Source organism: Streptomyces sp. NPDC058985 (genome assembly GCF_042740985.1).
Taxonomy (GTDB): Bacteria; Actinomycetota; Actinomycetes; order Streptomycetales; family Streptomycetaceae; genus Streptomyces.
Genome location: NZ_JBHYJX010000005.1, coordinates 173,250 through 192,502, shown reverse-complemented (window position 1 = coordinate 192,502; position 19,253 = coordinate 173,250). Strand labels below are relative to the sequence as shown.

The window sequence follows — 19,253 nt, the reverse complement described above, 5'->3', positions numbered from 1 at the left end:
TACTCGAAAATTCTCACGTGCCACCCGCAATCACTGCACATTGCACGCAGTGCTCGGACGGCAATACGCGCATCCGGCGCGCGCCTTGCCTGACAACCCCCATGACGTCAGGAAGGAAACACCCGCATGTCCCAGCGTCCTCGCCCGAGACGCGGAACGATCACCGCGCTCGCCCTCCTGGTGGCCGCTGCGGCCGCGGTGGGCCCTCCGCCCGCCTCCGCGGCCCAGGCTGCCGACATCCCCACGTCCGACTACCAGCAGGTACAACTGGCCGCCGGTGCAGCGGAGTTGGGTGAGCCCATGTCGCTCACCGTGCTGCCCGACCGCTCCGTCCTGCATACCTCCCGCGACGGCACGATCCGCCGCACCGACGCCGCCGGCAACACGAAGCAGGCGGGGAAACTGGACGTCTACACGCACGACGAGGAGGGTCTGCAGGGCATCGCCGTGGACCCGGACTTCTCCGTGAACCGCCACGTCTACGTGTACTACTCCCCCAGGCTCAACACCCCCGCGGGCGACGCGCCGGTCACAGGCAGCGCCGCCGACTTCGAGGCATGGAAGGGGCACCTGAACCTCTCGCGGTTCACGCTCAAGGCCGACGGCACCCTCGACACCGCTGCCGAGAAGGTGATCCTGGAAGTCCCCAACGACCGCGGCCAGTGCTGCCACGTCGGCGGCGACATCGACTTCGACGCGGCCGGCAACCTCTACCTGACCACGGGTGACGACACCAACCCGTTCGACTCGGCCGGATACGCCCCGATCGACGAACGCACCGACCGCAACCCCCAGTTCGACGCCCAGCGCACCTCCGGCTCCACCAACGATCTGCGCGGCAAGCTGCTGCGGATCAAGCCGACCGCCGACGGCGGCTACACCGTGCCCGCGGGGAATCTCTTCGCACCCGGCACCCCGAGGACACGGCCCGAGATCTACGCGATGGGCTTCCGCAACCCCTTCCGGATGTCCGTCGACCGGCCCACGGGCATCGTCTACCTGGGCGACTACGGCCCCGACGCCGGCGGCACCGCTTCGGACCGCGGCCCCGGCGGCCAGGTGGAGTTCAACCGCATCACCGGACCGGGCAACTACGGCTGGCCCTACTGCACGGGCACGAACACGGCGGCCGAGACGTACAACGAGTACACCTTCCCGAACGGCCCCTCCGGCAGCAAGTACGACTGCGGCGGCGGGCCCGCCAACAACTCCTTCCGCAACAACGGTCAGGCCACGCTGCCCCCCGCGAAGCCGAGCTGGATCAAGTACGGTCTCGAAGGCTCCCCGCCCGAGTTCGGCGGCGGATCCGAGTCCCCCATGGGCGGCGAGGTCTACCGCTACGACCCCGCCCTCGACTCCTCCGTGAAGTTCCCGCAGGCACTGGACGGCCGCTACTTCGCGACGGAGTTCGGACGTCAGTGGATCAAGGCCGTCGAGGTCACCGGCAACGGCGGCTACGGTGCGATCGAGGACTTCCCGTGGAACGGGACGCAGGTCATGGACTCCGACTTCGGCCCCGACGGCGCGCTGTACGTCCTGGACTACGGCACGGGCAGCAACAATCAGGCGCTGTACCGCATCGAGTACCTGGCCGGCAGTAACCGCAACCCGGTGGCCAAAGCCTCCGCCGACCGGACCTCGGGCGGCCTGCCCCTCACGGTGAAGTTCTCCTCCCAGGGCAGCTCCGACCCCGAAGGCAAGCCGCTCACCTACTCGTGGGACTTCGGCGACGGCTCGACGTCCACTCAGGCCGATCCCAGCCACACCTACACCACCGAGGGCACCTACCGTCCCACCCTCACCGTCAAGGACCCCGAGGGCCTCACCGGCACCGCCAGCCTCGTCGTGACGGCCGGCAACACCGCCCCGTCCGTCACACTCCAGCAGCCCCTCAACGGGCAGTTGTTCTCGTTCGGCGACACCATCCCCTTCCGCACACAGGTGAGTGATCCGGAGGACGGCAGCATCGACTGCTCCAAGGTCAAGGTCACCTATCTGCTCGGGCACGACAGCCACACCCACGCCATCACGTCCACGAACGGGTGCAGTGGCTCTCTCACGATCCCGGTCGACGGCGAGCACGACAGCGCCGCCAACCTGTACGGCGTCCTGGACGCGGAGTACACCGACTCCGCGGGCCTGACCACCCACGCGCTGCGCACGCTGCAGCCCCGTCACCGTCAGGCCGAGCACTTCTCCGCCCAGTCGGGCGTCCAGGCCGCCGCCCACGGCAACGCGGAGGGCGGCAACACGGTCGGCTTCACCGACGACGGCGACTGGATCTCCTTCAAGCCCTACGCGCTCACGGGCGCTTCCGGCTTCTCCGCCCGGGTCTCCTCCGGCGGAGCGGGCGGCACGCTGGAGGTTCGTGCGGGGTCGGCGACCGGAGCGCTGCTGGGCCGGGCGGCCGTGCCGGTGACCGGCGGGTGGGAGAACTTCACGGACGTCTCGGCACCGCTGTCCCAGGTGCCGCCGGACAGCACCGAGCTGTACCTCGTCTTCCGCGGACCCACCGGCCAGGGCAACCTCTTCGACGTGGACGCCTTCACCTTCACCGCGGACGGACCCGCCACCAGGACGTGGGAAGCGGAGTCCTACACCTCGTCATCAGGAGTGCAGCCGGCCGCGCACGCCGCGGCGAGCGGCGGGCAGACCCTCGGATACATCGACAACGGGGACTGGGCCGGATACGACTCCGTACCCACGGCCGGCGCCACCTCGATCTCCGCGAGGGTCTCGTCGGCCGGGGCGGGAGGAACCCTGCAGTTCCGCTCCGGTTCGCAGAACGGCCCGCTGCTCGGCTCGGTGCCGGTCCCGGTGACGGGCGGCTGGGAGACGTTCACCACCGTCAGCACGGCGCTGGCCACGACGGGGACCGGCCCTCTCTTCCTGACGTTCACCGGCGGCAGCGGGTCCCTGTTCGACATCGACAGTCTGACGCTCACCGCGTCGACACGAAAGGGGCGGTGAACCGTGTCCACGCTCACGAGACGCCTGCGTCGCGGAGCGGCGACCCTCGCCACGGCGGTCGCATGCGCCCTCGCCGCACCGGCCCCGGCGACGCACGCCGACCCGCTGCGAAGTGCGGCGGCCTTCGACGTCCTGGTGTTCACCAAGACGTCCGGCTTCCGGCACGACGCCATCCCGGCCGGCATCGACACCCTGCGCGAGCTGGGCGGCCAGGGTGACTTCACCGTCACCGCCACCGAGGACGCGGCCGCCTTCACGCCCTCCGGCCTGACCGGATACGAGGCGGTGGTGTTCCTCAACACCACCGGAGACGTCCTGAACGACTCCCAGCAGGCCGCCTTCGAGACGTACGTCGACTCCGGCGGCGGATTCGTCGGGGTGCACGCCGCCGCCGACACCGAGTACGACTGGCCGTACTACGGCCGGCTCGTCGGCGCCTACTTCGACAGCCACCCCGCGATCCAGCAGGCAACGCTGGCGACCGAGGACCGCACCCATCCCGCGACCGCCCACTTGGGTGCGACCTGGACACGCACTGACGAGTGGTACAACTACCGCGCCAATCCCCGCCCCGGCGTCCACGTGCTCCAGACCCTGGACGAGACCACCTACAGCGGCGGCAGCATGGGTGCCGACCATCCCATCACCTGGTGCCACAGCCAGGGCGACGGCCGCTCCTTCTACACGGGACTCGGTCACACCGCGCAGTCCTACAGCGATCCGGCCTTCCGCTCCCTGCTGCTGGGCGCCGTCCGCTACGCGGCCGGGCAAGCTCCGGCCGACTGCTCCTCGCCGGGCGGCGCCGACCGGATCGAGGCGGAGTCGTACACGGCAGGCTCCGGTGTACAGGCGGCCTCGCACACCGGTGCCAGCGGCGGGCGGACCCTGGGCTACATCGACCACGGTGACTGGGTGGGCTACGCCACCGTCTCCACCGAGGGGGCCCGCTCCTTCTCGGCGAGGGTGTCGTCGGCGGGTGCGGGCGGCACCATCGAGGTCCGGTCCGGCTCAGCCACCGGCACCCTGCTCGGCTCGGTACGGGTTCCGGTGACCGGCGGCTGGGAGACCTTCACAGACGTCTCGACCACGCTCGGCGCCACCGCGTCCGGTCCGCTGTTCCTGCGGTTCACCGGCGGCAGCGGCGCACTGTTCGACATCGACACCCTGAGCGTCACCACCGAACCCACCGCCGAAGCACTCAACCCGAACGTGCACCTCTTCTACTACCCCTGGTACGGCAACCCGGCGACGAACGGCAGCTGGCGCCACTGGCAACAGGGCGGCCAGACCCCGCCCGGCGCCATCGGAGCCGACTTCTACCCGGCTCTCGGCCCCTACGACTCCGGTGACTTCACCGGCGCCGTGGCCCAGCACATGGAATGGATCGCCCGGTCCGGCGCCGGCGTGCTCGTCTACAGCTGGTGGGGCCGGGGCAGTTACGAGGACCGGCTCACCCGGGGTGTCCTCGACGCCGCCCAGAAGAAGGGCATCAAGGTGGCCTGGCACCTGGAGCCGTACGCGGGCCGAACCGCCGCGTCGACGGTGGCCGACGTCCAGTACATCAACGACACCTACGGCAGCCACCCGGCGTTCTACCGCTCCCCCGAGCACGGCGGCAAGAACGCCTTCTACGTCTTCCAGAGCCTCGACATCACCGACTGGTCCCCGCTCGATCAGGTCACCGGCACCAGCAGCGTGCTCGCCCAGACCACCGACACCACCAAGATCGCGCACTTCTCCGGGATGTACACCTACGACGGGATCGCGGGCGCCACGGCTCCGGGCTGGAAGCAGGCCGGTGACTACGCCCGGGCCCACGACCTGATCTGGGCTCCCTCCGTCGCACCCGGCTACCTCGACGACCGTGCCGTGCCCGGCAACACGACGCCCACCGTGGAGCGGAACAACGGCGCGGCATACGACCGGCAGTGGAACAACGCCCTCGATCCCGCCATCGGCTCCTTGCCGACCTGGGTGTCGGTCACGTCCTTCAACGAGTGGCACGAAGGCAGCCAGATCGAACCGGCAGCCGCCGTTCCGCCGCAGAACCCTGGGTACCGGACCTACGACGGCGCCTACGGACTCACCGGCGCGGCAGCCCAGACGGCATATCTCGACCGCACCGCCTACTGGGCCGACCGCTTCGCCGCAGCCGGCTGAGTGCCCGCATCGCGTCGCCTGCTTCAACAGCTGCCGCGACGAGGCGGCCACCCGCGTCCAGAGGGTGGCCGCCTCGGCCGTCCACCGGCCTGTGAACCGCTCCGCCCGGCACGCATGGGCCCCCGTCCACAGGGCAACCGACAGCTACGACTCACGTTAGGAAGTCTTGTCATGATGATCGTCGGAATCGTCGCCGTGTGCGTCGTTCTCGCCGTGCTCGCGTTCCTCGTACCGCGCCTGTCCCATCATCCGCAGCGCGGCACCCAGCGCACGCTGGGCGCCGGCTCCCGGGCCGGCGGCAAGGCACCCGGCATCCTGGGCCGCGCACTCAGCAAGCCCTTCCGCAGCAGCTCCAAGGCCGTCGGTCGCAGCGGTTCGGCCGGTCGCCGGGCCCGTGGCCACATGCCGTTCTGACCCCGCGGGGTCAGAACGGCAGGGCGGTGTCAGCGGCGGTGGACGCTCACCGCGTAGCCGCCGCCGTCATACGGGTCGGCGTCCGAGGTGGCGAAGCGGTCGGTGAGGGTGAGGCCGGCTCCGCTGCAGTGGGCGTCGTACTGCTCCAGGGTGAGGCTGGGCGCCACGGGCAGATGGTCCCGGTCGAGGCCGAAGCCCGCGACGAGCAGGCCGCCCGGGCGCAGCGCGCGGGCCAGCGCGGCCGCGACGTCCGCCTCGGTGCCCGGAGCGAGGAGCGGAAAGACGTTGCCCGCGGCGACGACGAGGTCGAAGCCGGGGGTGACACCGGCGGCCGCCGGGTCGAAGTCCGACAGGTCGGCTTCCAGCCAGGTCAGCCCCGGCGCGCTTCTCCGGGCCACGGCCAGCATGGAGGCGTCACGGTCGACGCCGACGCCGTCGTACCCGAGTCGGGCGAGCTGGATCAGGACTCGGCCGGTACCGCAGCCCGCGTCCAGCACGCGTGCCCCGCGGGGCACCAGCGTGGCGCACAGTCGCGCCTCACCGTGTACGTCCTGTCCGTGTTCCGCCAGCTCCGCGAAACGAGCGGCGTACTGCTCACCTGACGTGCCACCGGTCAGCTGTTCCCATCGGTTCATGGCGGCGAGTCTAGAGTCCACGATCGTTCGGCTCGTACGTCAGTGCCGTATGTGCGGCCAGTCGGCGAGTTCCTCGGCACCCGCGGGCTGTGCGACGGCCTGATCCACGGTGTCGTGGAAGGAGTAGACGGGACGCAGCCCGCCGAGGGTGAAGACGCGGAGCAGCCGCTCGTCGTCGCAGGCGATCCGCAGGGAGCCATGGCGTGCCTGGATGCGCTTGGTGACCGCGACGATCATGCCGAGGCCCGCCGAGTCCAGGAACGGAGTACCGCACAGGTCCAGGACGAAGTGCAGGTGGCCCTCGTCCAGGAGCTCGACCACCGCTGCTCGCACGACGGGCGCGAACGCGATGTCGATCTCACCACTGGCACCGACGACGGTCCAGCCGTTCGTCACGTGGTGGGCGACCGATCCGTACTCGTGCGGTCCTGCCAGGCTCTGGTCAGTCACTTATCCATCCCTCACATGTGCGTCCGATTTGCCCTGTCTCATCCAGGAAACGAGACGCGGCCACCCCCTCACAAGAGCCCGGATTTCAGATGGTGAGCGAGAGTCCTCGGGACACCCGTTCCGCGGTGCCGAGCAGCCGCGCCACGGCATCGTCGAGCGAGGCGGAACGGCTGACGTTCACGGAGATCCCGAGCGCGCCAATGGTGTCGCCCTGGCGGACGGGCACCGCCACGCACGCGGTGCCGAGGGCGTACTCCTCGACGTCGGTCACGGCGGGTCCCTGAGCCGCGGCGTCGAGGCGTCGTAGCAGTTCACGACGGTATGTGATGGTGCGCGGGGTGAGGTCGTGCAGTGTGTGACGGGAGAGATAGTCGGCGCGCGCCCCCTGGTCCAGTTCTCGCAGCACGCACTTGCCGAGCGCCGTGGCGTGGCCCGCGTCCTCGAAGCCGACCCACAGGTCGACGCGGGGGGCTTTCGGGCCGTCCACGATCTCCGCGACCCGGATCTCGCCCTCTTCGTAGAAGGTCAGGTAGGCCGCGGCCGACAGGCCGTCGCGCAGTTCGGCGAGCGTCGGACGGACCCTGCTGAGTGCCGCCTGTTCGCGGCTTCCGCCGTGCAGCGCGCCCAGCTTCTCACCGAGGACGAACGTGCCGTCGTCGAGTTTGCGCACGTAGCCGTCGTGCACCATCGTGCGCAGGAGGTGGTAGGTGGTGGCCAGGGCCAGCCCCGTCTCGCGTGCCAGCTGCTTGGCCGGGACGCCGCCCTCGTGCGCGCCGACCGCTTCCATCAGCCGGAAGGCTCGCTGCACCGACGAGATGAGTGTGGGACCGTCCTTACCACTCATGTCTCCACCGTGCTCGCGCGCACGGCGACCCGCAAGTCCGGACCGCCCTCGACCAGGACCTCGGCCCCACGGTCACCTGGGCTCCGGGTCCAGCCAGGGCCGCCGCCCCGGGCCGGTCGGGTGCGTGCCCGTGACCCCCATGACGACCGAGTAGAGGCTGGTCTCCGCGGTGATGAAGAGGCGGTTGCGCTTGGGTCCGCCCCAGGAGATGTTGGCCACCGTCTCAGGAATGTCGAGCCGCCCGATCAGCGTGCCGTCGGGGTCGTAGCAGTGCACCCCGTCGGCCATCGCGGCCGCCCAGAGCCGGCCGTCGGCGTCGAATCGGAGGTTGTCGAAGCGCGCCTTCTTGCGAGGGGCGGCCTCGGCGAAGATCTTGCCGTCGGAGAGGGTGCCGTCGTCCCGTACGTCGAAGACCCGGATGCAGCCGGCCCGGGTGTCGGAGACGAAGAGCTGACGCTCGTCCGGAGAGAAGACGAGCCCGTTCGGCGCCGCGAAGCAGTCGGCGACCAAGGCCACCTCACCGCTGTCCGGGTCGATCCGGTAGACGTTGTTGGCCGCGATCTCGCTCTCGGCGCGGTAGCCCTCGTAGTCGCTGGTGATGCCGAAGTCCGGATCGGAGAACCAGACGGAGCCGTCCGACTTCACCGCAGCGTCGTTCGGGCTGTTCAGGCGCTTGCCCTGCCAGCGGTCGGCCAGCACCGTGACCGTGCCGTCGTGCTCGGTCCGTGTCACCCGGCGGTTGCCCTGCTCGCAGGTGATCAGCCGGCCCTGCCGGTCGAGCGTGTTGCCGTTGGTGTGCCCGGCGGCGCGGCGGAAGACGCTGACGGCGCCGGTCTCCTCGTCCCAGCGCAGCATCCGGTCATTGGGGATGTCGCTCCAGATCACCTGCCGCCAGGCAGGCAGGTAGACGGGCCCTTCGGCCCAGCGGCAGCCGGTGTACAGCACCTCCAGGCCGTCGTCGCCGTTCATGCACCGCCCGGTACGGAACCGGTCGTCGAGCATCTCGTACAGCGCAGGGCTCTCGTCGGTCATGGGTCCCCTCCCACAGATCGGCCGAACAGTCTTCGGCAAAGCATGCCTACTCTAGAATGGCGTATGGTGCTCGATCCTGCAGGCCGAATGGAGAATTGTGGATCACATTGATCGTGCCCTCCTGACGCGACTCCAGCACGACGCCACGCAGTCCTACGCCGTACTCGGCCAAGCCGTGGGCCTGTCCGCCGGGGCTGCTCACGAGCGTGTACGCAAGCTGCGGGAGAGGGGGGTCATCCGACGGACCACGGCCGAAGTGGACCCGGCGGCGGTCGGGTGCGGTGTCCTCGCCTACGTGATGGTCGACTCGACGGCGTGGATGGGCGAATCCGCACAGGACTTCGCCGCGCTGCCCGAGATCCTGGAGGCGCACGTCATCGCCGGCAGCGCCTCGGTGCTGGTGAAGGTCAGGACCGCGACCACCGCGCAACTGCAGGACGTGCTGCGCCGGATCCACGCCATCGACGGCGTCAACGGGACCAGTGCGACGGTCGTGCTGGAGACGTTCTTCGAGCGGCAGGTTTCCCCGGGGACGGGCGATCAGACGTGAGTCGACGCAGGGGCCGGAGGGGGTTACGAGGTCGCGGCGGGCGGACGGAAACAGGCGATCACGGTCTTGCCGTCGGGGCAGGGCCGGGCCTCCCACTCGTCCGCCAGTGCCTCGACGAGGAACATGCCGCGCCCGCCCAGGCGGTCGGGGCTCGCCGCCCGGGCCAGGGGGAGATCGCCGGAAGAGTCGTGCACGGCGATGTGCAGACAGTGCTCGTCCCACATCATCATCAACTGTGCGCTGCTGCGGGCGTGTACCTGCGCGTTGGTGACAAGCTCCGAGACGGTCAGCAGCACGGCGTCCACCGTCTCCGGAGCCGTGGCGGTCCACCGCATCTTCCGCAGGTGGCCGCGGGCCCAGTCCCGTGCCGTCCTCACATCGCTGGTGAGCGGCAACGACTTTGCCCAGCCCACTGCCCGTAGGGATGATCCGCTCACGTCGGCACCTCCTGCTCCGGTTCCCGTCCTCTGCCACGACTACCCCGGCACGGCGGATCGAGGCACAGAGAGAGGGGCGAGGGCGACCGACCGTGTCGCGTCCAGGCTGTTCACCTTGGACCACGGCGGCCGGCTCGCGCAGCCGGCCCGGTCACCCGTCGAGGAACTTCAGGAGCTCGGCGGTGACGTAGCGGGGGTTCTCCTCGACGAGCCAGTGTCCGGCTCGCGGGACGTCCACCGCCCGCTCGATGTTGGTCATGCGCGGGACCACTGTGCCACGGATCGCGTCGAGTTGTCCTTCCGCGGTCATGAGCAGGGTCGGGACGCGTACCGGTGCCGCGGCCACGGTGTCGCGGACGTCCCGGTCAAGGGCGCGGTAGAGCTCGAAGCCGCCCGCGAGGGCCCCCGGCCGACTGTAGGTACGTGCGTACTCGTTGATCTCGGCGCGGGTGAACGGGGAGTCGTCGGACGTGCCGCCGAACGCCGTGCCACCGTACGAGACCTGGGGGTAGAACAGCGCCAGGTACTCCCTGACGTCGTCGCCCACGACCGTCTCGGGGACGCGCCGCTGGGCGTGAAAGGCGATGTGCCAGCTCAGTGAGCGGTAGGTGGGCGCGTCGATCGCGGGCCCGGGCAGCGGCAGGTCCAGGTAGCCGAGGCGCGCGGTGTCGCCGGGGAACTGACTCGCGTACTGGAAGGCCACCGCGGCACCGAGGTCGTGCCCGATGACACGGGCGTCGTCCACCCCGAGCCGATCGGCGATCAGCTTGTGCATATACCGCGCCAGCGTGGCCTTGTCGTAGCCGGAGGGGGACCCGGTGCTGTCGCCCAGGCCGGGCAGGTCGACGGCGTAGACGGTGTGGTGCTCGGCGAGTTCCGGCATGATCGGCCACCAGCCGTACCAGGTCTGCGGCCAACCGTGGATCAGCACGACCGGCGAGCCGCTGCCGCCTCTCACGTAGTGCATACGGACACCGTCGACGTCGGCGAACTCGTGCCGGAAGCTCTTCTCGAACCGGGGATCGTCCCGGGTGACGGCAGCGTACGCGGGGGCGCCGTCCTCTGCCGCCGGTGCGGAACAGGCCGCTGTGGCGACGGTGAGCAGGAGGGGGAGGAAAAAGCTTGCCACCGTTCGCGCGGAAGGGCAGAAGGTGTGGCGCATCGGCCGTGGTGCTGGGGTCATGGGTCGCAGTCTTGCCAGCTCTCCCCTGACCTGGCACGCAATCTTGCGGTTGCGGCAAGAAGCAGCCCGGCCCGTGCTACGTCGGCCACGGCGCCACGGCCGAAGCACCCGATGGCTGACCGGGCGTCACAATGGCACGATGGATCATCACTTCGTTGGCATACCGGAGTTGACCGACGTCCCCCGTGTCGCGGTCGTCATCGACGTCATGCGGGCCTTCACCGTGGCCGCCTGGGCCTTCTCACGTGGTGTGGAGAGGATCGTCCTGGCCTCCACGGAGCGTGAGGCGCTCGAGTTGAAGGAGAGCCGGCCGGGCTGGCTCGCCCTGAAGGACGGTGCTCCGGCGGCCGGGTTCGACGCGGTGAACTCGCCGGGCCTGCTCAGGTCCGCCGATTTCGCCGGTCGCACACTGGTGCAGAAGACGACGGCGGGAACCGTGGGCGCGCTGGCCGTCGCGGACGCGCCGCTGGTCCTGTGCGCGAGCTTCGTGGTGGCCGGACCCACCGCGCGGTTCCTGCGGAGCCAGGAGGCCGGTCCGGTCACGTTCGTCGTCACCGGGGAGGACGGCAGGGCCGACGAGGACCTGGCCTGTGCCGAGTACATCGGCCGTTGCGTGGACGGTGGCGGTGTCGACGCCGCCCCGTACGTCCACCGTGCGCGCACCTCACGCGCCGCGGCGGAACTCGCCGGAGGGCTGCGGAGCGGGTACCACCCCGATGATGTCGGCCTCTGCCTGGAGGTCGACAGGTTCGCCTTCGCCATGGTGGCTCGTCAGGAGGGCCCCCTGACGGTGCTCCGGCCCGTCTCCGTGCCTGACTCCGGCCGTCCCGGGCGGTCCTGAGTCGCTGCCGCCGGCCCTTTGGCCGGAAGCGCGCGCCCGGCCGGATCGGGCGGGCCACACCCCTGGACGGTCGTCACGGGGTGTGCTCTGATCCTCAGTGCGCTCCCGTCTTCCAACGATGTACAACTCCGCGGCCTCGTACGCCCGTCGGCACGGAGCCCTGCCCCCGTGCGGCCCTTCACGGGACCGGCGGCACTGAAGGATTCGAGTTCACAGTCAGGAGACCCGCATGTCCGTCAGCAGACGCGCCCTCCTAGGCACCGGCGCTCTGGCCCTCGGCACGGCGGCGCTGGGCGGCCCGCTCGTCCCCTCCGCGGCCGCCGCCACGGCGAGGGCGTCCGGCGCGCTCGCGCCGGACGCCTTCCGCAAGCTGCCCGCCGGCAGCGTCACCGCGCGGGGCTGGCTCGCCGGTCAGCTCGGACTCCAGCTCGACGGCCTCTGCGGCCGGTTCGAGAGCAAGTCGCACTTCCTCGACTTCTCCGCGACCGGCTGGGTGCACCCGGAGCGCGGAGCCTGGGAGGAAGTGCCGTACTGGCTGCGCGGGTACGTGCCCATGGCGGTCGCCACCGGGGACCGGGACGCGCTCGCGCGCGCGGGCACTTGGATCGAGGCGATCCTGGCCACCCAGCAGAGCGACGGCTTCTTCGGGCCGCGCGTGCTGCGCACGTCACTGAACGGCGGTCCGGACTTCTGGCCGTTCCTGCCGCTCCTCCAGGCCCTGCGCACGCACGAGGAGTACACGGGGGACGAGCGCGTCGTCCCCTTCATGACCCGGTTCCTGCGCTTCATGAACGCCCAGGGCCCCGGCGCCTTCAACACCAGCTGGGTCTCCTACCGCTGGGGCGACGGCCTCGACGTCGCCCTGTGGCTGCACCGCCGCACCGGCGAGGCGTTCCTGCTCGACCTGGCCACCAAGATGCACACCCTGGGCGCCGACTGGACGGGTCCCACACCCTCCCGGCACAACGTCAACATCGCCCAGGGCTTCCGTGAGCCCGCACAGTACGCGCAGGTGGCCGGTGACCCGGAGCTGATCCGGGCCACCTACCGGGCCTACGACCGGGTCATGGACGTCTACGGGCGGTTCCCCGGCGGCGGCATGGCGGGCGACGAGAACTACCGGCCGGGGTTCACCGACCCGCGGCAGGGCTTCGAGACCTGCGGGATCGTCGAGTTCATGGCCAGCCACGAACTGCTCACCAGGATCACCGGCGACCCGGTCTGGGCCGACCGGTGCGAGGACCTGGCCTTCAACATGCTGCCTGCCTCCCTCGACCCGCAAGGCAGGGCCATCCACTACGTCACCAGCGCCAATGGCGTCGACCTGGACAACCGGCCGAAGACACAGGGGCAGTTCCAGAACGGCTTCGCCATGCAGTCCTTCCAGCCCGGCGTCGACCAGTACCGCTGCTGTCCGCACAACTACGGCATGGGCTGGCCCTACTTCACCGAGGAGCTGTGGCTGGCCACCCCGGACGGCGGACTGGCCGCGGCGATGTACGCCCCGAGCGAGGTCCGCGCGCAGGTCGCCGGGGGTACGACGGTCACCGTCACCGAGGAAACCGGCTATCCCTTCACCGAGACCGTCGCGCTGACCGTGTCCACGCCCCGCCCGGTCTCCTTCCCACTGCGGTTGCGGGTGCCGGGCTGGTGCGACGGGCCGGAGGTCCGCGTCAACGGCCGTTCCGTCGCCGCGCAGGCGGGGCCCGGCTGGGTCACCGTGCGGCGGACCTGGCGCAGCGGCGACACGGTGTCCCTGCGTCTGCCCCAGCGGACCACGCTGCGCCACTGGCCCGGCCGGCACGACGCCGTCAGCGTCCAGCACGGCCCCCTCACCTACTCCCTGAGGATCGGCGAGCGGTACGAGCGGTACGGGGGCGACGCCACCTTCCCCGAGTACGCGGTGCACGCCACCTCGCCGTGGAACTACGGTCTCGTCGCGTCGCCCCGCCTGGAGTTCACCCCGGCGCGCGGACCCGTGCCCGACAATCCCTTCACCCACGAGACGGTCCCGGTCCGCATCAGCGCCGAGGCCCGTCGCGTCGAGGAGTGGATCGCGGACGACGAGAACGTGGTCGCTCCCCTGCAGGCCGGGCCGGCGCGCAGCGACTCCCCCGTCGAGACGGTCACGCTCGTCCCCATGGGCGCCGCGAGGCTGCGCATCACCTCCTTCCCCACGGCCACGCCGGACGGCAGGGCCTGGACGCCCGAACCCCCGTTCCGGCGCGTCCAGAACAAGCACAGCGGCAAGGTCCTCGCCGTGGACGGCATGTCGCTGGAGAACAGCGCGCGCGTCGTGCAGTTCGACAACTCCGGCACGAGCGACCACGCCTGGCAGCTCGTGGACCGGGGTGAGGGCTGGTACCTGATCCGTAACGGCAACAGCGGCAAGGTCCTCGGCGTCGACGGGATGTCCACCGCCGACAGCGCCCGCGTCGTCCAGTACGAGGACAACGGCACCGCCGACCACCTGTGGACCCTGGTGGACGACGGGGACGGCTGGTACCGCATCCGGAACCGGCACAGCGGCAAGGTCCTGGGCGTCGACGGCATGGCGACCGGCAACAGCGCGCAGGTCGTCCAGTTCGACGACAACGGGACCGCCGACCACCTCTGGAAGTTCCTGTGACACGGCGGAAGTGAGCTTTTGCCGCGCCTGGGTTGACGGCGGATCAGCGAAGTGGTGCGCGAGGTCTGGACAGGCGCGGAAGGGCGTGTTGTCATTCCGCTGACACAAGCTTTCCAACGTTGCAAAGAGGGCTTCCGAGGAAGGGTCCGATGACGAGACCACACACCCGCCCACGAGCCAGAGTGTGGGCCATCCTGACAGCGGCGGCCCTGGTGCTGCCCACGAGCGGCCTCACGGCCTCCGCCACGGCCGCGGAGTCGGCCACCGGCGCGTCCGCGGTGCGGGCCGAGAAGGACGGTCCGGCCGCCGTCGAGGTGCAGGGACTGAAGGGCGAGTACTTCAGCATGTCCGCGCCGGGGGCGAGGGACTTCGCCGAACTCGGCGGTACCGTGCTCGACCCGCAGGTCAACTTCTCCGGCCTGACCAGCACCTTCCAGGAGCTGACCGGCAGGACGGAGCACACGACCGCCCGCTGGACCGGGCAGATCGCGGCGCCGGCCACCGGCGACTACACCTTCCACGCCATCGGCGACAACGGCTTCCGGCTCTTCGTCGACGGCGAGCCGGTCATCGACCACTGGGAGCCGGACTGGGACAACGAGCAGACGAGCGCCGCGGTCCACCTGAAGGCGGGTGAGAAGCACGACTTCCGCCTGGAGATGTTCCAGGACACCGGCGGCGCCAACATGTTCCTGCGCTGGTCGACGCCGACGACGGCCAAGCAGATCGTGCCGATGTCGGCGTTCACCCCGCCGGACGACTTCGAGGTCTACCCGCTGGAGCTGAACGTCGGCGAGGACGGCCGGCAGGTGCGGGCCCGCTTCGAGGGCGGGGTCGGCGACGTCACCGGACTGGCGGAGCATCTGAAGGTCGAGGCCGACACGACCCCGATGCCGGTCAAGTCGGTGCGGGTGGCGCCCGGCGACCGCAATGCGCTCCTCATCACGCTCGCGGAGCCGATCCAGAGGAACCAGCAGGTCAAGTTCTCCTACGACGGCGAGGGCGGCCTCACCGACGGCGGCGACAAGGTGCCCCAGGTCGTCCGGTACGCGCAGAACGAGTCCGCCCACCGGCTCACCACGCCGTGGGGCGACCGGCTCGACGAGAAGAACCCGCTGCCCGAGTACCCGCGGCCCCAGCAGGTGCGGTCGAAGTGGAAGAACCTCAACGGGCCGTGGCAGTTCAGCGCCGCGGAGGCCGGGGAGCAGCCGGTCTTCGGCAAGAACCTCGACGAGAAGATCATCGTGCCGTTCCCGGTCGAGTCGCAGCTCTCCGGTCTCGAGCGGCACGAGGACCACATGTTCTACCGCAAGCTCGTCGAGGTGCCGAAGAGCTGGAAGGTCGGCAAGAGCGACAAGGCCGGCAACCGCCTGAAGCTGAACTTCGGCGCCGTCGACTACCAGGCACGCGTCTTCGTCAACGGCAGGAAGGTCGCGGAGCACACCGGCGGGTACAACGCCTTCAGTGCCGACATCACCGACGCGCTGAAGGGCAAGGGACCGCAGGAGGTCGTCGTCGCGGTGACCGACACCGGCGGCGCCAACCAGCCGATGGGCAAGCAGTCCCGGAACCCCGGCGGCATCTTCTACACCCAGTCGTCCGGCATCTGGCAGACGGTGTGGATGGAGCCCGTCGCCCGCGCGTCGGTTGACAACGTAGTCACGACTCCGGACATCGACACCAGCAGCCTCGCGGTGACCGTCGAGTCCGGTGACGCCTCCGACAAGGCGCGGGTCGAGGCCGTCGCGCGTGACAAGCGCGGCAAGGTGGTCGGCAGGGTCAGCGGGCCGGCCAACGAGAAGCTGCGGCTGCCGGTCGCGAAGCAGCACCTGTGGAGCCCCGACGACCCTTACCTCTACGACCTGGACGTGAAGCTCGTCGACGGCAGGTCGACCGACCGGGTCGGCGGCTACTTCGGCATGCGGAAGATCAGCGTCGAGAAGGTCGGCGGGTTCCCGAAGCTGGTGCTGAACGGGAAGCCCGTCTTCTCGCTCGCCACCCTCGACCAGGGCTTCTGGCCGGACGGTCTGTACACGGCACCGAGCGACGACGCTCTCGCCTTCGACCTCGAGGCCCACAAGAAGCTGGGCTTCAACGCCGTACGCAAGCACATCAAGGTGGAGTCGCCGCGCTGGTTCTACCACGCGGACCGGCTCGGGCTGCTGGTGTGGCAGGACTTCGTCTCCGGGAACTTCCCCGACGAGTCCGGGCAGCAGGCGTTCGTCGAGCAGGGCACGGAGATGATGCGGCAGCATCACAACTCGCCCTCCATCATCGGGTGGATCGTCTTCAACGAGGGCTGGGGAGAGTGGAACCGGGAGGCCACCGGCCGTCTCGCCGAGTCCGTGAAGGCCGCCGACCCGTCCCGGATCGTCAACGCCCACAGCGGTGTCAACTGCTGCAACTCCAAGGGTGACTCGGGCAAGGGCGACATCATCGACCACCACGACTACAACAACGAGGATCCACCCTTCCCCGACGGGACCAGGGCCGCCATGGACGGCGAGCACGGTGGCTTCACGCTGCGCACACCGGGGCACATGTGGCCGGGAGCGCCGACCGTGATCTACAGCGGTGTCGCCGACAAGGAGGCGCTGACCCGCAAGTACGTGGAGAACACGGAGGAGTTCTACCTGGCCCAGGCCGGTGCGGAGCTGTCGGGCTCGGTGTACACGCAGATCACCGACCTGGAGAACGAGCTCAACGGCCTGTACACCTACGACCGCCGGGAGATCAAGGTCGATCCGGACCGGGTCCGCGAGGTCAACCGCAAGGTCATCGCGGCCGGCGCGGCCGCGGGCGACCAGGAGCCGCTGACGGGCGGCGGCAGCTGGTCCCTCGACGAGGGCTCCGGCACCACCGCCGCTGACGGCGGGCCAGGCGGCCGGGACCTGACGCTCGCCGCGGGCACGGCCTGGACCCCGGGCGTCAGCGGCAGCGCGCTGAAGTTCGACGGTCAGGGCCAGTCCGCGCAGACGAACGGGCCGGTGCTCGACACCACGGGCAGCTACTCGGTGTCCGCCTGGGTACGGCTCGACGCGCTGCCCGGCAACTACGCCACCGCGGTCAGCCAGGACACGCGGCGCCAGGCCAGCCCGTTCTACCTCCAGTACGGTCAGGGCGCCTTCGCCTTCAGCACGCCCGGCGAGCAGCGGGCCCGGATGGAGACCACCGCGGAGACGGGCCGCTGGTACCACCTCGTCGGTGTACGTGACGGCGCGGACGACCAGATCGGCCTGTACGTCGACGGTGAGCCGGCCGCCACGGCGGCCGCCGGACCGGCCTACCCGAGCACCGGCCCGCTGACCGTGGGCCGCGCCCAGTGGGACGGCAACCCGACGGACTTCTGGAACGGGGCGGTCGACCAGGTCCACGCCTACGACAAGGCCCTCACCGCCGAGGAGGTGAGGGCTCTGTACACCGAGGAGAAGCCGTAGGTTCCAGGCGCTCCGAGGTCCCGGCGGGAAGCGGGTTCGCCCCGCTTCCCGCCGGATGTTCTCAGCGGGCCGGGCCGACCGCCACGTTGTCGAAGGAGGCACCGGTGTCGAAGACCCGGACGCCGTTGGCACCGCTGCGGTACGTGCCGTCGGTGACGGAGATCCTCGGGGTCGTCATGTCGTCCACGTACACCTTGATGGAGGGGCCGACGGCCGTGACCCTCACCCGGTGGGTGGACCCGGGGTCGAGGGACGTGTCCGCGGTCGCCAGCGGTGTCCAGGAGTCGGCGACCCGGCCGAGCACGACCCCGCCGTCCCGGCGGATTCCCGCGTAGTACCCGGTGTAGGCGTCCACGCCGACCGACGGCCGGGTCACCCGGAAGGTCAGGCCCGCGTCCCCGTTGCCCGCGCCGAGGCGTACGTCGGCGTCGTAGGTGAAGTCGGCGAAGTCGGTGTCGAGCAGTGTCTTGCCGCCCAGGGAGTGGCCCGCCCGGTAGCGTCCGCCGTCGGCCGACCAGGAACCGCCGTAGGTGCGCCAGCCGAGGGCGTTGCCGTCGGCGAAGTTGTCCCGCACCCCCATCTGGATGCGACGGATGGTGCCATCGCCGTTGAAGTGCATTCGGTCATAGGCGAGTTGGCGGTGGTTTCCGTCGGTCTCGCTGAGCGGGCGGCGGTGGTAGACGATGTACCAGATGTCGGTGCCCGGCACGTTGATCACGGAGTTGTGCCCCGATCCCTTGGCGACCGCGGGGTCCTGGGCGAGCACCCTGTCGATCTTCTCGAAGGGGCCGGTCGGTGAGTCGGAGATCGCGTAGGAGACCGAGTAGTCCGGGCCGGTCCAGCCGCCCTCTGACCACATCAGGTAGTACTTGCCGCCCCGTTTGAACATCTGGGGCCCCTCGACGTAGTCCGCCGGGGTGATCTCCTTGTACGTGGACCCGTCGGCGAAGGTGCCGAGGCTGGTCATGTCCCGGTTGAGCTTGACGACGTTGGCGTGTCCCCAGCCGCCGTAGTACATGTAGGCCTGCCCGTCGTCGTCGATGAAGACGTCCTGGTCGATGGGCTGGGCGCCGTTGTGGAAGCGGGAGACGAGCGGGCTGCCAATGGCGTCCTTGTACGGTCCCTCGGGACGGTCCGCGACGGCCACTCCGATGCCGCCGGTCTGGGAGTCGTTCTGGATGTCGTTGGCGGCGAAGTACAGGTAGTACTTGCCGTCGCGCTCGATCGGCGCCGGCGCCCAGAGCGCGTACTTCGCCCAGGAGACGTCGGCCGTCTTCAGGACCTCGCTGTGCTTGGTCCAGTGGACCAGGTCCGTGGAGGAGAACGCGTCGAGGTAGGTCTGCTCGGCGTAGCTCTTGGAGGTCGTCGGGAAGACCCAGTACCGCCCGTCGTAGCGGGCGGTGTCGGGGTCGGCGTACCAGCCGTCGACGAAGGGGTTGCCGGCCTCGGAGGTCGAGTACTCGGGTGCGGCGACGGCGGCGGAGGGCGAGAGCATCGCGATCAGTCCGGCGGAGAGTAACAATGCGCAGGACTTGGCGACGAGCCCGGTCGCTTTGACGGTGGTCATGGCTGGGCGTCTCCTGTCGGTCGGTGGTGGGGGGGCACCGGCCGGCGGGTGTACGTGGCACCGGCCGTGGAAGCCGGACGCGGCAGCCGGGGCGAGTGAGGCCC

General features: G+C 70.1%; 14 protein-coding genes. 7 read left to right on the top strand and 7 right to left on the bottom strand.

Features of this window, described 5'->3' with window-relative positions; genetic code table 11:
- Positions 1–126: 126 nt before the first annotated feature.
- The 3 genes from ACFW01_RS06495 (at position 127) to ACFW01_RS06485 (ending at position 5,544) form a co-directional block, all read left to right on the top strand.
- Entirely contained in the window at positions 127–2,970 is a 2,844-nt protein-coding gene (locus tag ACFW01_RS06495) for a carbohydrate-binding protein (RefSeq protein ID WP_384502530.1), read from the top strand.
- Between the two features lie 3 nt (positions 2,971–2,973).
- The gene (locus ACFW01_RS06490) at positions 2,974–5,130 is read left to right on the top strand and encodes a ThuA domain-containing protein (RefSeq protein ID WP_384502529.1); all 2,157 of its coding nucleotides are present in this window, start codon (positions 2,974–2,976) and stop codon (positions 5,128–5,130) included.
- Between the two features lie 171 nt (positions 5,131–5,301).
- A complete protein-coding gene (locus ACFW01_RS06485; RefSeq protein WP_234959064.1) occupies positions 5,302–5,544 on the top strand; it encodes a DUF6411 family protein in 243 nt (80 codons plus the stop codon).
- Between the two features lie 29 nt (positions 5,545–5,573).
- Here the strand turns inward: ACFW01_RS06485 and ACFW01_RS06480 are convergent, their stop codons facing one another.
- The 4 genes from ACFW01_RS06480 to ACFW01_RS06465 form a co-directional block, all read right to left on the bottom strand.
- Positions 5,574–6,179, bottom strand: a complete 606-nt coding sequence (locus ACFW01_RS06480; protein ID WP_384502528.1) for a class I SAM-dependent methyltransferase — start codon at positions 6,177–6,179, stop codon at positions 5,574–5,576.
- A 39-nt stretch (positions 6,180–6,218) separates the two neighbouring features.
- Positions 6,219–6,629, bottom strand: coding sequence for an STAS domain-containing protein (locus tag ACFW01_RS06475; protein ID WP_234959062.1), 411 nt, complete (start codon positions 6,627–6,629; stop codon positions 6,219–6,221).
- Positions 6,630–6,714: 85 nt separating this feature from the next.
- Positions 6,715–7,473, bottom strand: coding sequence for an IclR family transcriptional regulator (locus ACFW01_RS06470; RefSeq protein ID WP_384502527.1), 759 nt, complete (start codon positions 7,471–7,473; stop codon positions 6,715–6,717).
- A 72-nt stretch (positions 7,474–7,545) separates the two neighbouring features.
- Positions 7,546–8,505 carry an SMP-30/gluconolactonase/LRE family protein gene (locus ACFW01_RS06465; RefSeq protein ID WP_234959060.1) on the bottom strand — a complete coding sequence of 320 codons (960 nt, stop codon included), beginning with the start codon at positions 8,503–8,505 and terminating at the stop codon, positions 7,546–7,548.
- Between the two features lie 97 nt (positions 8,506–8,602).
- Here ACFW01_RS06465 and ACFW01_RS06460 point away from each other — a divergent pair, with 97 nt between their 5' ends.
- Positions 8,603–9,055, top strand: coding sequence for an Lrp/AsnC family transcriptional regulator (locus tag ACFW01_RS06460; protein WP_234959059.1), 453 nt, complete (start codon positions 8,603–8,605; stop codon positions 9,053–9,055).
- A 23-nt stretch (positions 9,056–9,078) separates the two neighbouring features.
- On the opposite strand, the gene ACFW01_RS06455 is transcribed toward ACFW01_RS06460, so the two are convergent.
- Both ACFW01_RS06455 and ACFW01_RS06450 read right to left on the bottom strand, forming a co-directional pair.
- Positions 9,079–9,492 (bottom strand): ATP-binding protein, encoded by a 414-nt coding sequence (locus ACFW01_RS06455; protein ID WP_234959058.1) that lies wholly within the window; start codon positions 9,490–9,492, stop codon positions 9,079–9,081.
- Positions 9,493–9,643: 151 nt separating this feature from the next.
- Positions 9,644–10,621 carry an alpha/beta fold hydrolase gene (locus tag ACFW01_RS06450; protein WP_384502526.1) on the bottom strand — a complete coding sequence of 326 codons (978 nt, stop codon included), beginning with the start codon at positions 10,619–10,621 and terminating at the stop codon, positions 9,644–9,646.
- Positions 10,622–10,814: 193 nt separating this feature from the next.
- Between ACFW01_RS06450 and ACFW01_RS06445 the strand changes: the two genes are divergently transcribed.
- From ACFW01_RS06445 to ACFW01_RS06435, 3 genes are all read left to right on the top strand, one after another.
- The gene (locus tag ACFW01_RS06445; protein ID WP_384502525.1) at positions 10,815–11,516 is read left to right on the top strand and encodes a 2-phosphosulfolactate phosphatase; all 702 of its coding nucleotides are present in this window, start codon (positions 10,815–10,817) and stop codon (positions 11,514–11,516) included.
- Between the two features lie 229 nt (positions 11,517–11,745).
- A complete protein-coding gene (locus tag ACFW01_RS06440; protein ID WP_384502524.1) occupies positions 11,746–14,145 on the top strand; it encodes a beta-L-arabinofuranosidase domain-containing protein in 2,400 nt (799 codons plus the stop codon).
- Between the two features lie 149 nt (positions 14,146–14,294).
- On the top strand, positions 14,295–17,582 hold the full coding sequence (locus ACFW01_RS06435; RefSeq protein WP_384502523.1) for a LamG-like jellyroll fold domain-containing protein: 3,288 nt from the start codon (positions 14,295–14,297) through the stop codon (positions 17,580–17,582).
- A gap of 61 nt (positions 17,583–17,643) precedes the next feature.
- Here ACFW01_RS06435 and ACFW01_RS06430 read toward each other — a convergent pair whose 3' ends face one another.
- On the bottom strand, positions 17,644–19,149 hold the full coding sequence (locus ACFW01_RS06430; RefSeq protein ID WP_384502522.1) for a glycoside hydrolase family 43 protein: 1,506 nt from the start codon (positions 19,147–19,149) through the stop codon (positions 17,644–17,646).
- Between the last annotated feature and the right edge of the window lie 104 nt (positions 19,150–19,253).